Raw genomic sequence first — 14,153 nt, 5'->3', positions numbered from 1 at the left:
TATGAATAGATATGAAAATCCATTATGTACTAGATATGCAAGTAAGAAAATGCAGTATATATTTTCTAGTGATAATAAATTTACAACTTGGAGAAAATTGTGGTATACATTAGCAGAATCACAAAAGCAATTAGGTTTATCAAATATTACAGATGAACAATTAAAAGAAATGAAAGATAATATCTCAAATATTGACTTTGATGTGGCTAGAGAATATGAGAAAAAATTACGTCATGATGTCATGGCTCATGTATACACATTTGGAGATGTGTGCCCAAAAGCTAGAGGGATAATACACCTAGGAGTTACAAGTGCATATGTTGGTGATAATACAGATTTGATACAAATAAGACAAGCACTAATATTGATAAAAAAGAGATTACTAGCTGTAATACAAAATTTAGTTAAGTTTTCTGATAAGTATAAGGATTTACCTTGCTTATCATACACACACTATCAAGCAGCACAGTTAAGTACAGTGGGTAAAAGAGCTACACTGTGGTTAAAGTCATTTATGTATGACCTAGATGAAATTGATAGAAGAATAGAAAACTTGGAATTTAGAGGTGTAAAAGGTACTACAGGGACTGGTGCTAGTTTTAAAGAACTATTTGGAGATGACTATGAAAAATTCAAAAAACTTGATGAATTAGTTACTCAAAAAATGGGATTTAGTAAAAAACAAGAAGTAAGTGGACAAACATATGATAGAAAACAAGATACATATATATTACAAACACTAGCATCACTTGCAAGTTCTGCACATAAATTTACTAATGATTTTAGAATGTTGCAACATGAAAAAGAAATAGAAGAACCTTTTGGTAAAAATCAAATAGGGTCTTCAGCTATGGCGTACAAGAGAAATCCTATGAGATGTGAGAGAGTATCTTCATTAGCTAAGTTTGTAATAAGCCAAGAATTAAATGGACATTTAGTACATATGACACAATGGTTTGAAAGAACTTTAGATGATTCAGCAAACAAGAGACTTTCATATCCACAAAGCTTTTTAGCAGTAGATGCAATATTGGTGATAATAGAAGACATATTAAATGGTGTTGTAGTTTATGAAGAAATGATAAAAAAGAATGTAATTAGAGAATTGCCATTTATGGCAACAGAGAATATAATAATGGATGCTGTAAAAAAAGGTATGGATAGACAAGAAGTACATGAAATAATTAGAGAATTATCTATGGAAGAAGTTAAGAGTATTAAAATTCATGGAAATGATAATCACTTAATAGATAGAATAGTTTCTGATGGTAGATTAAAATTAACTAAGGAAGAATTAGATAATATATTAATACCTAGTAAATATATAGGATTTTCTGTTGAACAAACAAAAGAGTATCTAGAAAAGGTTAGAAAAATTTTAGAAAAGAATAAAGAATATCTAGATATAGAAGACGAGGAAGTGACTCTATGACAGTTAAAGAAAATATACGTAAATTATTAGATATCTTAAAAGAAAGTTCAGATAATTTGGTACAAGCTGAATATGTTTTTGACAAAATAAGGGAGTATATAGAAGACAAGAAGGAAGACTACAAAGAAGTTTTAAAAGAATATGACCAAGATGAATTAAATAAAGTAGTAAAAGAAAGCTATAAACAATACGTAAAAAGAGCACAAAGAATATTCTTTAGAGAAGTAATCTTTTTTGCTGTATATATGTTAATAATTACATGCATAGTCGCTTTTGGCTTTAAACCTAATTCTAATATTCTTTTAATGTGTATAATAGGGTTTGCAAGCTTATTCTGCATAGTTAGAAGCGTTGCATTTAAAAAGAGCTTAGAAAAAAAGACCAAAGAAGAGTATAAGAAATATGTAGAAAAAGATGTTGAAAAATTTGTTGAGGGCTTGAAAAAATGAATGAATTATTGAAAAAAATAGAAAAAAGTAAGAGTATAGATTTAAATTTAGAGTTAAAGACTTTAATTTTAGATGATATTAAGGCTTTACTTCTTTCTACGTATATTGTTGATAATAACATAGCACAAGTTAGAGAATCATATGATAAAAAAGATGCTACATCAGAAATTAGTGATACAACTAAGTTTTACCTAGAAAGTATACGAAAAGGTGAAAATAAGGAAGGAATAAAGGATAAGGTATTTAGTAACTTAATAGATAGAGGTGTAATACAAGCTATTAAAAATATTAAGGCACACTTTTCATTGATTGAATTAATAAATGAAACAAATTTAATAACCTTACAATTTTTAAAAAATTTCTATCCTAAATTATCTAAGAAGTATGATGAAAAAAAGATAAGTGAAATTTTTGATGTTTACTGTGCTATTAAGCAACTTATGCTACAAATAAAGAAGGAAAATGAAGAATTTTCTACTAAGATATCAATACTAGTCTACTTAAAAGTTAGAGATAGACTAGAAAAGAATGAAGAATTAAATAGTGTATTGAAAGGTATGGGCCTAAAGAAAGAATACTTTGAAAATCTAGATCAAATGTATAGAGGTATAGAAATAGAGGATTTAGGCGATGTATACTCATATACAGAAAAAGTTACTGATGAATTTAATAGTAATAGACAAATATTCATGTTCAACTATTTTGAAGAAAATCTTTTGATTAAGTATTTAAATTTAGAAGATAAAAAGAATACTAAAGATGATATATGCAAAGCATTGAAAATAGAGGATAAAAAGTATGATGAAATGCTAAATGATATATTAAAAAAGGTTAGTGAAACGGAGGAAGCGTGAAATTAACTGAATTGATAGATAAGTTGAATGAAAAATTTCCAGAAAATATTTGCGAATCTTGGGATAATGTTGGTCTACTATTAGGCGACAAAGATAAAGATGTAAAAAAGGTCTTAATAGCCCTAGAAGTTAACTCTAAAGCTATTGATAAGGCTATACAAGAAAGAGTTGATGTAATAATATCACATCACCCATTAATATTTAAATCTTTAAAGAAAATTACAAAAGATGATATGATAGGCTCAAGAATTATGCGTCTTTTAAAAAATGATATAGCTGTATATGCTATGCATACTAACCTTGATTCTGCAACAGGTGGATTAAATGACTATGTGTTTAAATTACTAGATTTAGATGCAAAAAGAATGTATGAGGATGAAACTAAAAATAGACCACTTCGATATTTTGATCTAACTAAAAAGATGACTATTGAAGAAATGGTGAAAGTTGTGAAAGAAAAGTTAAATATTTCTCAACTTAGAGTAATATATGATGAGTATTATACAAAAAAAGATATAAAGAGTTTTGCTCTTGTAACAGGATCAGGTATGGACTTTTTTAATGAGGTAAAAGATAAGGTAGACTTATTCATTACAGCAGATGTTAAATATCATGAAGCACAAGATGCATTAGAACAAGGTGTTAGTATAATAGACTTTGGGCATCTTGAAAGTGAAGTTCATGCAGTAGACCTATTATCAAACTATTTAAAAGAAATTACAAATGTACAAATTGTTGAGTTTCACAACAATCCAGTCTATATTTATTAATAATATATTAATGATGGAAGATAAAATTCCATCATTTTTTTATAAAAATATTTTTAAATTTATATTAGTCATACTATATTGCTACATTTTTTTATTAATTATATAAAAATACGTAAAAGGTTAAAAAAGTTGTACATAAAAGAATATCACTATATAAAAATCTTGACACATATTAAAATTAATGCGGTTAAAAAATAAATAACAAATTAATTAAACCTTTATTCTTATTACCTCTAATTTAAGGTAAAATATCTTGACTACTATAAATATATTATATTAAAAAGGAGAAAATTTATGAAAAAGACATTACTATTAGCAAGCTTAATAGCTTCAGTAACTACATTTGCAGCAACAACTGGATCAGTTGAAGCATACAACGAAAATGAAGCTACATTTGTAAAAGGTGAAAAGCCAAGATTTGTAGCAAAGAAAACAGGAGTTAAAACAGAAGTTAAAGTAAATGGAACAGGATTTAGCTTTGGTGGAGACTTTGTAGCAAAAGACTTAGAATTAGGTAAAATCACAAAACCAAACCTATTAAACCACTCAAGCATATGGGCTAAATATGAATTACCTGAATTAACTGAAGGACTTAATATGTATGTTAAGGTAAGTGTTAGTCCTAAGTTTGTGGGAGTATTAGAAGAACACGTTGATGTAAACAAAAGAGTGGATGAAGCAAGAAAAGAAACTACAGAAAAATTAAGAGATGAAATAAACAAAGTAATTTCAGAAAAAAATCTAACAGGTCCAATAGCAAACAATTTAAAGAGAAGTAAAACAGCATCTGCAGAATCACTTAAAGCTATGTTTGGACAATTAATAAATAATAAACCGAATATGGATGACGCTAAAAATAAAGTTAATGCTGCTTTTGAAGCTGTACAAAAAGCTAAAGATAAAGCTAGAAATGATGCAACTCTTGAAAATGTTACTCCAAAAAATGTAGATAAAGGTAGTGCAGAATTAGAAGGACAAGTAAGCTACAAACATGATATGTTAACATTTGGATTTAATTCTAAGACTAACTTCCCATTAAGTAACAAAACATATGCATACTTAAATGGTAGCCATACTGCAACATATGATGTAGCAGCTGATTATGGTGCAATAGTTAAATCAACACACAAAATCTTTGTTGAAAGTGAAAAAGATAAAGATGTATACGTTAAAGGATTAAGAGATGTAAAAGCAAATCTTGAAATCAAACATAACTATGCTAAAAATGTTGTAAAACCTGGAGAAAGAGTAGACTACGTTTCAGGTCACTTAGGTGCAGCTTATGAAGGTGTAAAAGACTTAAGATTAGAAGGAGCATTTGACTTTAAAGTAAATGTAAATAAGGTTGCAAAATTAGATGATGGTGACTTTAAAGATACAATAGGAGCATACAATTACTCAGATACATATGACTTCAAAGCAATATATACAGGTGTTGAAGGATTAAAATTAACTGTTAATCCATTCTTAGGACACTATAACTTAGAAAAAACACCTTTATTACGTTCTGATATAGTAACATATGGTGTAAACTTAGAAGCTGAATACAAGATGTTAAATGAAAAATTAACATTAACAGGTAAATCTAAATTACAAGGAGCTTCTCTACTATTAAATGGAGTAGGAATGGCACACCATGGTAAATTTGATTTTGATGTAAATGCAAAATACAAATATGATGTAAATGAAAAATTCAATGTAACACCAGAAGCAACAGCTCACCTTACATTAAATACACTACAAGGAGTATTAGTAGGTACAGAATTAACATTAACACCAAAAGTATCAGCTGAATACAAACCAACTGACACATTAACATTAACAGGAAGTGTTGAAACTCCAGTTAAATTTAAAACAGTTGGAAAAGAATTTAAGTATACAGATACTCAAATTAAAACAAGTTTAAACTTAAAATATGAATGGAAATAGTTATCAATACGTTTGATACATAATTGTTTTAAACCCTTAGTATAGTAGCTAAGGGTTTTTTGATGAAAAAAAGTTAACATTTGGATAATAAAACTTGACAAAATTTCGGGGGGGGGGGTATATAATGGGATAGGGAGAGGTAGAAATGAATAAAAATACAAGACAAATATTAATAATAATTTTATTTGTAATTACTGGTAGTATTACTTTATCTGAGAATAGAATAAATGAGTTTGAAATAGGTGAAAATTCTTATGTTAAAGGTAGTGATGGTATAAGTTTAACAAAAAATAGTATTGCAATTGGAACGAATTCTAATTCTTTAGATAATTATTTTGAATATTATAATTCAAATTTAATTGATAAGAGTAAAATAGAAAATGAAATACAAAAAACAAAAGCAGATATAGATAATAGAGTTAAGGATATAAAAGAACAATATATAAATAAATTAAAAAGAATAAATTCTATAGAAAGTCAAATGAAAATAATAAATGATTTTTTTATTGATAAACAAAAAGTAGAAACACAATTAAAACAAGTTACAGATGATAGAGAAAAATTTAGAGAATTTGCTAATATAATAATATTAAAAAATATTGAAATTAATAAAAAGTTTGGTACACCAATTGGAGATTACAGAGCTACTTTAAGAAAAATAGCTGATTATTTAATAGATAAAAAAGGATTAGTTGGTGAAACAATAGAAAATATTACATTTAAAGATGAAGCTGATGATAATAGAAATTCTAATTTAAGTAAGGCTAAAATAAAAGGATTTATTAATGATCAAGTTGTTTGGGATTATTTGAAATTAGATGATGAAAAAAATTTGAAAAAATATTTATCAGATTGTATTAGTTATAAATTAAAAGAGCCTATGGCAGGTAATGTATATGATATTAGTCCATATTATGGTAAACCACAAGACAATAATATAATAAATGAAAATGTTAAGGATATAAAGGCAAAAATAAAAACATATAGATTGCCTTTAATACAAAGTTTTTTGGAAGCTCATAAAGAATTTGAAATTGATAAAATGGATAATTGTAGTGAAGAGTTATACAAAATTGCTTTTAGGAATAAAGTGTCACACTACAATGTAGGGAAAACATATGATGAGTTAAATAAAAACGTAGAAAAAGAAAAAGATTTGTTAAATGAATATGAAGGAAGAGTAGCATATTTTACAGAATGGAAAGAAAAATTTAATAATGAATTGAAAGAACTTTTAAAGAGTATTGAATATAAAGGAGAAGATAATTTAGCATATGGAACTTCTTCATATGCAATAGGGATTAGATCGTATGCAATAGGTACTAATGCTTTAACAGCAGGTATTGATTCTGTAACATTAGGTTCTAATAGTGCAACTTTTGGTAATGGTTCTAATTCTATAGGTGAAAAAAACTATACTAAAGGAGATAAAAATCAAGTATTTGGAGTTGAAAATATTACTGTTGGAAATAATAATATATTACATGGTAATAATAATGAAATATATGGTGAAAATAATATTGTATTAGGGAATGAAGTTAAAATTAATAAAAAAAATAACGCAGTAGTAATAGGTAATGGCTCTGAAGCAATAGAAAATGCAGTATCAATTGGTAATGAGACTACACAAAGACAATTAAAATTTGTTGCAAAAGGAACAGCTGATACAGATGCAGTAAATGTAAAACAATTAAAAGATTATGTTGCGGCTAATTCTTTTTCAGCTGAAAACTACTATAACAAAGCAGAAGTAGATAAAAAATTAGAAGGTATTAATGCAAAATCAAACTTAGCCCTAGGTGGAGTAGCGAATGCAATAGCTATGTCAAGTATGACACAACCAAGAGAAGGTTTGGTTAATATAACAGGGGCATATGGAACATATGGAGGAGAACATGCATTAGCAGTAGGAATCAGTGGAAATACAGAAAGATTTTCATATAAGTTGGGAGTATCAACAAATATGAGAGGAAATGTAGGAGTAGGACTAGGCTTTGGTATGACAGTAGTAAGTAGTACAAAAGATGACGTTATAAAAAGAATGGAAAAGAAAATTCTAGAGTATATGAAAGAAAGTAAAGAACAAAACGAAAAAATTAAAGAATTAGAAAATGAAATGAAAGAATTAAGAAAATTAATTAAAAAAAATTAGAATTTGACAAGCAAGTTATGTAAATTTTATTTTAGTGAGACTAAATATATAATGTATTCAAAATCTATGAGAAGCATTATAGGTCTCACTATTTTTAATATTTCTCATAAAGAGCATCTTGCATCTCTTTAGCACTTTTAGGCAATAGCCTTTGCTTATTGCTTTACTACATTTATTTTTTTTTACTAACATAACAAATTAATTCATTTTCTTTCAATTTATTTCTATTGATATATATTGTTTTTAAATAAAAATAAAGTGCATAAATTATTTTTATAATTTACACACTTTATTATACACTCCATTTTTTATATTTCTTGTAATAACTGAACATATACATTTATTAAATCATTTACATCATTCATATTTACCATACTATGAGATCCGTGGCAATATCTAAGAGAAATAGCAGTTACTAGACTTGGAATACCTTTTCCTAATTTATGTATTTCTCCAGCATTAGTTCCACCGCCATTCATAGTATCAAGTTGGTATTTAATATTTTTCTTTATAGCAATATTTTTAACTAGATTAATCATTTTTTTAGATGGAATAAAAGTTTTATCGTAAACTTCTATTAAAAAACCATTTCCATTTTTTCGAGTATTTAAACCACTATTATCAAATACATTTTTTGCACTAACTACATCAATTACAAAAGCAATATTTGGATTTATTAAACTAGCTGCAGTTTTTCCACCTCTTAATCCAACTTCTTCACTTGATGAAAATGCAAAATATATACTTGAATTTAGATTTTTATTTTTTAATTTTTTTATAGTTTGTGCCAAAATGTAACATCCAACACGATTATCTAATGCTTTACCTTCAACAATATTATTTATTTTATAATCTTTAAATTCAGTAGCAAAACAAACCATATTACCTACTTCTATCCCTAATTTTTCAATATCATTCTTATTAGTTATTCCTAAATCGAAATGTAAGTCATCAGAACCTCCATTAATTATACCATATATTTTATTTCCAGAAGTAGTAGTTATTCTACCTCTAATATTAAATTTTGCATAATCACTAACATTCCCTAATTCTTTTAATAATATTTTTCCATTATCTAATATATTTTTTACAATAAAACCTACTTCGTCTATATGAGCATCAAGCATAATTTTAAAATTATCATTATTTCCAATTTTAAATATTATTGATCCTAGATTATCATACAGAATTTCGTCTGCATATTGTGACAATTCAGTTTTTAAAAAGTTTTTAATTTCATCTTCATTAGAAGCAACAGCATCTAAATTACTTAGAGTTTCTAGTAAGTTCATAACATTCTTCTTTCATTATTTCTAGTACTTTAAATAGATATTTTCTTGGGATACCTAAATTTATTCTTATAAAATTTTCTCCATTCTCAATAAAATCATAACCAGTTTCAACTAATATTCCTTTTTCTTTAAGTTTAGTTGTCCACCATTTTCCATCTTTTTTTGTATTTTCTAAATTCACCCATATTAGATATGATGATTCCATTTTTTGATAAGATAGTCCTATTTTTTCTAAATTAGATGAAAAAAGTTTATAATTTTCATAAATATATTTTGTTAATTCATCTAACCAATCTTCACATTTATTATATGCTGTAACTAAACAAATTAAACCTATTATATTAGGAGATGTTACAGAATTTTTTTTCATTCCACATTTAAATTTTTCTCTTAGTAGTTTATTGGGTATGATAGAATATGATGTTTTAAGTCCACCAAGATTAAAAGCTTTATTAGGTGAACTTAAAACAATTAAATTATTAATATATCTATTATCAATATTTAAGGAACTATAATATTTTCCAATATGAATCATTTCAGAATGGACTTCATCAGAAACAAGTATAACATCATTTTCATAGCATAATTTAGCAATTTTATTTAATTCATTTAAGTTCCATATTCTTCCAGATGGATTATGTGGATTACATAGGATAAATAATTTTGGATGAAATTTTTTGATTTTATTTTCTACATCTAAAAAATTTATATAATATCGATTTTCTTTTATAATTAATTTAGATGTTACAATATTTCTGTTATTATCTGTTGCTGCATTTTTAAATGGTTCATATACTGGTGTAAGTATAAGTGAACAATCATTTTCATTCAGAAATACTTGATTTAATATATGTAATGCTCCAACAGTACCATATGTAATATTTATCCATTCTTTTTTTAATACGATATTTTTCCTTTTATTATACCAATTTATTATACAATTAAAGAAGTCATCAGTAAGAAAAGTATAACCCATATTTGACTCTGAAATAAACTTTATTATTTCGCTTTTTAGATTTTCTGGTACTTTAAAATCCATGTCAGCTATCCACAAAGGTATAAAATTTTCAGTAGGTTCTATATTAAAAATATTTTTAATTATATCTTTATTCCATTTTCTTCTTATATCATTATTTGTATTAACAATTTCATCAAAATTATATTTCATCATCGTCATCTACTTGTATTTTTCCATTTTTAATTTGATAGTTTCTATAGAATACATTTACAATAGCAATTATAACTGAACCTACTAAAATACCAAGTATATATTGTGGTAAACCTTCTACTAATGGCCATGCCCATATTGCTGATTCAGGGAACCATTGTACAGCACCAAGTAAAATTGCAGTTAATGATCCTATTATTGCAGATATTACATATAGTGGGATAACAAACATAGGATTTTCTAATGCAAAAGGTATAGCACCTTCACTTATACCCATAAATGCTAAGAACATAGAAGTTTTACCAGCATCATAGAATTCTTTATTATATACTCTTCTACCGACTAATAATCTATCTATCATAGTTGATAATCCAAGACCAATAGAAGGTATTACTATAGCAATATTTCTTGCTGTTAAAGGTAATATTTTTTCAGTTGTAAATCCTAATGCAACAAATCCTGCTGCTTTATTAACAGGTCCTCCTAAATCAAAAGCAGTTGCTGCTGATAATATTAATGCATAAACATATTCACCTTGTTTACCAGCTAATTCTAGAATATTTCTAATTTGTATATTTATCCATCCACCTACTGGTGTTACTACGAAAATCATAGCTATCATGCATAATACAGCTGATAATAATGGTATTAAAAATGTAGTTTTAAATGCTAACCAATTTTCAGGTAATTTAATATGTTTATTTAGCCATTTAACAGTATATCCGACAAATATAGCGATTAATATAGCTCCTAAGAAACCACTTGGAACAGGTGATACTTTATCAAAAACACCATCAACTAGTTTTATAACAGATATAGGTTTATTTGCAATATATCCACCTATAAATCCTGCAGCTAATGCAGTCTTACCACCTATTGAATTTGCAACAAATGCTGCAAACATAGGTATAGCAAATGAAAATAATGTGAATCCAAAGCTTTCCATAAGTGAAGCTAATTTTAATAATTGTAGATTCATACCTGTAAAATTACCAGAATTTATAGCATCTAAAATTGATACTGATGGACTTAATTTAAAAATTACATATGGAATTACTTGTGAAAATGCTCCAATTAATCCACCCATAATTAGAATAGGTATCATATATGATATACCTGTCATAATATGTTTGTAAAAACTTTGAAATCCTGAGACTTCATGTCCTCTTCTTCTTATAGCCATAAACTATCCTCCTATTTTAAATTTAATTCTTCCATTATTTCTTGAAGAACTTGTTTTCCTTCTCTAATAGCTTCTTTCAATGATATTTCATAAACATCAACATCATCAAATCTTTCAATACCTTGAGGTGTGATAGCAATTGCATGTATAACAGCATCAGCTTCTTTAATATCTTTTTTTGTTAATTCATTTTTTATGCCATCAGCACCTTGAGTTTCTATTTTAATTTCTACTCCTAATTCTTCAGCAGCTTTTTTTAAAGAATCAGCTGCCATAAATGTATGTGCTAATCCCATAGGGCATGCACAGATTGCAACAAATTTTGCCATAATATATTCATCTCCTTAAACATTTAATACTTCATATATTTCTGAAATATTTTTTACATTTTCTAATTTTTTTCTAAAGTCCTCATTAATAAGTTTCGTTGAGATATCTTTTAAAATATCAATGTGAACATCAGAATTTTTTTTAGGTACTAGAACTAGCATGACATATTTTACAAGTTCTTCATTTTTAGCCCATTCAATTTCATTTTCTAATTGTGCATAAATAACATAAGGTTTGTCAACAAAATCAGTTTTCGAATGTGGTATAGCGAAATTAAAGCCAATGACAGTATTTTCTATTTCTTCACGTTTGATAATTTCATTGAAAAGATTTTTTTCTTTTAATGTATCATTAGTAACTTTAGTTAGCATTTTTTTTATAATCTTTTCTTTCGTTTTTAATTTTTCTTTATATAAGATATTATTAATATCTACTATTTTCATTAGAATCACCTTCTACAAATAATGACTTTAAAAATTTAATTAATTCAATGTAATTTTTTATTTTTTCTAATTTTGTTTCAAAATCATTATTTTTCAAATATTTATTTATATCTAAAACTGCAAGTCTATGTTCTTCAACATTTTTAGATGCTAGAGCAATAATTATACTTATTTTTTCTCCAAAGAAATTTATTGGATTTTTTAAAGTTATTAAAACAAACCCAGTTTTTAAAACATCAACATTTAATTCTCCATGAGGTAGAATTGTTTTTTTACCAATTTGTATGTATGAACCATATTTTTTAATTTGTATTTTTAGAGAATTAATATATTTTGGAGTAGTATATCCATTAGAACACATTAATTCATTGATTGTATTTAAAAGTTCATCTAAGTTATTAATATCTAATTGGAATCTAGTATTATTTTTATTTAAAAATTCATAAAAATTTTTGTAATTATTCTCATCAATTTCTTCTAAAATATAATTTTTAAAGTTTTCTCTTATTTTTATTTTTAAATTTTCTTTAGAGAGATTTCTGTTATTTTCAATAAACTCTAATAATTCTTTTTCAGGAATTTTTATATTTCTTTTTACAAGTCCATAATCAGATAATTTGTTTATATCTTCTTCATTGAAAATAGTGTTTACTTTTAAAATATCATGAGTATTTAGAGTAATATCTATTGTTGTTATTATTAAATCAATATTAGATATATTTTTATAATTTTGTAGCTTATTATATGGAATAGTATCCACTATATTTACATAAAAATTTTCATTTAAATTTTCTGCTATTAATTTTGAACTTGAGTAACCAAATCCACAAATTATTAGTATTTTAGGATAATTACTTACTTTAATTTTCGAATTTCTTTTTATAGATCTTTGTATCATAATTGTGATAAAGGATATTTCATCAGCATCTAATTCTATATTAAGAATATCTTTCAAATATTCTAAAGCTTTATTTACTTTGAAATAAGTTTCACCATATTCTTTAATAACTTGATCCACAATACTTTCACTTAATTTTAAATTATTTTTCATCCTATAAATTGCAGGTTTAATATGATGCAATAATTCATTTATTAAAATTTTATCTTTAGTAAAATCTATGTTAAATTCATTACTTAATTTTTTTAAAATATTAAATACTAGTTGTTCAGTTAAAACCCAATTTGCGAAGAAAGAATAGTTTTTATTAAAATTATACAGACCTATTAAAAAATCAGTTATAACTAAAATATCATTTTCATTAAAATATACTTTATTTATTTTTTGCTTAACACAATTATATTCTTTTGTGTTGTATAAAAATGTTCTATTATCTATACTTTCATTTTTAATATGAAAACCTTGATAATTTCTATTTTTAGCAAGAAATAAGTAATAAGAAACAATCATAAAAGCTTCATCATTAATGTTTAGGTCATATTCTTTTAAAAAATTTAAAATTTCATTTTTAGCTTGTTTTATTGTAGTTGCACAAGAGAATTTATTTATTTTATTTTCAATTAATTTTTCCATAAAAGGATTATTTTCTGTTATTTGCCGTTTGTCTTGTAAATGATTAATCAAAAATTTTCTAATGTCTAATTCATTTGCTACAAGTGTATAACCTTTATTTATGCTTGATGATACGCAAAGTTTTAATTTATATTTTGATAGTATATAAGAAATATTTTTTATGATTTGTCTTGTAGTACTTTTACTAACTAAATATGTATCACATATTTCTTGAATCTTAAATTTATTGTTAAATAATAAAATATCTAAAATAATTAAGTATTCACGTTCATTTGAAGTAAGAGTATAAATTTCTATAGGTAATTGAGAAATATATTTATTATATGTTGTAGGATCTATTAATAAATATACATTTGAATTTTTTATTTCAATAATATTATCATTAAAATATTTAATAAAAACTTCATTTATTTCATTTATATCATATCTTAACATTCTATCAGATATATGATGTTTATTAGCTAGTTCAGTGAGAGTATATTTTTCTGTGGAAATATCATAAATCAAATCAATACTCCGTTTAGTTAGCATATATATGTCCTCCTTATTATTATTAGTATAATCGCACAATGGTATAATTCAAGATTTAAATTTTTTCAATATTTAATGAAATAAAAGGA

At 25.4% G+C, this 14,153-nt stretch carries 12 protein-coding genes; 6 read left to right on the top strand and 6 right to left on the bottom strand.

All coding sequences use genetic code 11. The annotated features are described in order from the left end of the window. Nucleotide 1 precedes the first annotated feature (1 nt). The 6 genes from purB to VC03_RS04875 all read left to right on the top strand — a co-directional run bounded on the left by purB (nucleotide 2) and on the right by VC03_RS04875 (nucleotide 7,586). Nucleotides 2-1,432, top strand: coding sequence for an adenylosuccinate lyase (gene purB, locus VC03_RS04900; RefSeq protein ID WP_046328928.1), 1,431 nt, complete (start codon nucleotides 2-4; stop codon nucleotides 1,430-1,432). After that, nucleotides 1,429-1,881 carry a DUF2207 domain-containing protein gene (locus VC03_RS04895; RefSeq protein ID WP_046328927.1) on the top strand — a complete coding sequence of 151 codons (453 nt, stop codon included), beginning with the start codon at nucleotides 1,429-1,431 and terminating at the stop codon, nucleotides 1,879-1,881. Before purB ends, VC03_RS04895 begins: the two co-directional genes overlap by 4 nt. After that, nucleotides 1,878-2,735 carry a hypothetical protein gene (locus tag VC03_RS04890; RefSeq protein ID WP_046328926.1) on the top strand — a complete coding sequence of 286 codons (858 nt, stop codon included), beginning with the start codon at nucleotides 1,878-1,880 and terminating at the stop codon, nucleotides 2,733-2,735. The genes VC03_RS04895 and VC03_RS04890 overlap by 4 nt, the downstream gene beginning before the upstream one ends. Then, the gene (locus tag VC03_RS04885; protein WP_046328925.1) at nucleotides 2,732-3,505 is read left to right on the top strand and encodes a Nif3-like dinuclear metal center hexameric protein; all 774 of its coding nucleotides are present in this window, start codon (nucleotides 2,732-2,734) and stop codon (nucleotides 3,503-3,505) included. Before VC03_RS04890 ends, VC03_RS04885 begins: the two co-directional genes overlap by 4 nt. Nucleotides 3,506-3,799: 294 nt before the next feature. Next, nucleotides 3,800-5,434, top strand: coding sequence for a TonB-dependent receptor (locus VC03_RS04880; RefSeq protein ID WP_046328924.1), 1,635 nt, complete (start codon nucleotides 3,800-3,802; stop codon nucleotides 5,432-5,434). Nucleotides 5,435-5,579: 145 nt separating this feature from the next. Then, nucleotides 5,580-7,586, top strand: coding sequence for a YadA family autotransporter adhesin (locus VC03_RS04875; RefSeq protein WP_046328923.1), 2,007 nt, complete (start codon nucleotides 5,580-5,582; stop codon nucleotides 7,584-7,586). 308 nt (nucleotides 7,587-7,894) lie between these two features. Here VC03_RS04875 and VC03_RS04870 read toward each other — a convergent pair whose 3' ends face one another. The 6 genes from VC03_RS04870 to VC03_RS04845 are packed head-to-tail and all read right to left on the bottom strand — an operon-like array spanning nucleotide 7,895 to nucleotide 14,064. Continuing rightward, entirely contained in the window at nucleotides 7,895-8,878 is a 984-nt protein-coding gene (locus VC03_RS04870) for a M20/M25/M40 family metallo-hydrolase (RefSeq protein WP_046328922.1), read from the bottom strand. Further along, on the bottom strand, nucleotides 8,853-10,049 hold the full coding sequence (locus VC03_RS04865) for a MalY/PatB family protein (protein ID WP_052727709.1): 1,197 nt from the start codon (nucleotides 10,047-10,049) through the stop codon (nucleotides 8,853-8,855). Before VC03_RS04865 ends, VC03_RS04870 begins: the two co-directional genes overlap by 26 nt. Further along, entirely contained in the window at nucleotides 10,036-11,229 is a 1,194-nt protein-coding gene (locus VC03_RS04860) for a PTS fructose transporter subunit IIC (RefSeq protein ID WP_046328920.1), read from the bottom strand. Before VC03_RS04860 ends, VC03_RS04865 begins: the two co-directional genes overlap by 14 nt. Before the next feature lie 11 nt (nucleotides 11,230-11,240). Further along, complete coding sequence (locus VC03_RS04855; protein ID WP_046328919.1) at nucleotides 11,241-11,558, bottom strand: PTS fructose transporter subunit IIB; 318 nt, start codon at nucleotides 11,556-11,558, stop codon at nucleotides 11,241-11,243. 15 nt (nucleotides 11,559-11,573) lie between these two features. After that, nucleotides 11,574-12,002, bottom strand: coding sequence for a PTS sugar transporter subunit IIA (locus VC03_RS04850; RefSeq protein ID WP_052727708.1), 429 nt, complete (start codon nucleotides 12,000-12,002; stop codon nucleotides 11,574-11,576). Next, entirely contained in the window at nucleotides 11,983-14,064 is a 2,082-nt protein-coding gene (locus VC03_RS04845) for a BglG family transcription antiterminator (RefSeq protein WP_046328918.1), read from the bottom strand. Before VC03_RS04845 ends, VC03_RS04850 begins: the two co-directional genes overlap by 20 nt. Nucleotides 14,065-14,153: the final 89 nt, after the last annotated feature.

The sequence above is a fragment of the Sneathia vaginalis genome (assembly GCF_000973085.1).
In the GTDB taxonomy this organism is placed as follows: Bacteria; Fusobacteriota; Fusobacteriia; order Fusobacteriales; family Leptotrichiaceae; genus Sneathia; species Sneathia vaginalis.
The sequence above is the reverse complement of the archived record's forward strand: the minus strand, read 5'-3'. Positions and strand labels throughout refer to the sequence as shown.

What these genes read in the sequence shown, in the direction of transcription:
- purB (WP_046328928.1), top strand. Translation starts at nt 2, where the DNA reads ATGAATAGATATGAAAATCCATTATGTACTAGATATGCAAGTAAGAAA.
- VC03_RS04895 (WP_046328927.1), top strand. Translation starts at nt 1,429, where the DNA reads ATGACAGTTAAAGAAAATATACGTAAATTATTAGATATCTTAAAAGAA.
- VC03_RS04890 (WP_046328926.1), top strand. Translation starts at nt 1,878, where the DNA reads ATGAATGAATTATTGAAAAAAATAGAAAAAAGTAAGAGTATAGATTTA.
- VC03_RS04880 (WP_046328924.1), top strand. Translation starts at nt 3,800, where the DNA reads ATGAAAAAGACATTACTATTAGCAAGCTTAATAGCTTCAGTAACTACA.
- VC03_RS04875 (WP_046328923.1), top strand. Translation starts at nt 5,580, where the DNA reads ATGAATAAAAATACAAGACAAATATTAATAATAATTTTATTTGTAATT.
- VC03_RS04870 (WP_046328922.1), bottom strand. Translation starts at nt 8,878, where the DNA reads ATGAACTTACTAGAAACTCTAAGTAATTTAGATGCTGTTGCTTCTAAT.
- VC03_RS04865 (WP_052727709.1), bottom strand. Translation starts at nt 10,049, where the DNA reads ATGATGAAATATAATTTTGATGAAATTGTTAATACAAATAATGATATA.
- VC03_RS04860 (WP_046328920.1), bottom strand. Translation starts at nt 11,229, where the DNA reads ATGGCTATAAGAAGAAGAGGACATGAAGTCTCAGGATTTCAAAGTTTT.
- VC03_RS04855 (WP_046328919.1), bottom strand. Translation starts at nt 11,558, where the DNA reads ATGGCAAAATTTGTTGCAATCTGTGCATGCCCTATGGGATTAGCACAT.
- VC03_RS04850 (WP_052727708.1), bottom strand. Translation starts at nt 12,002, where the DNA reads ATGAAAATAGTAGATATTAATAATATCTTATATAAAGAAAAATTAAAA.
- VC03_RS04845 (WP_046328918.1), bottom strand. Translation starts at nt 14,064, where the DNA reads ATGCTAACTAAACGGAGTATTGATTTGATTTATGATATTTCCACAGAA.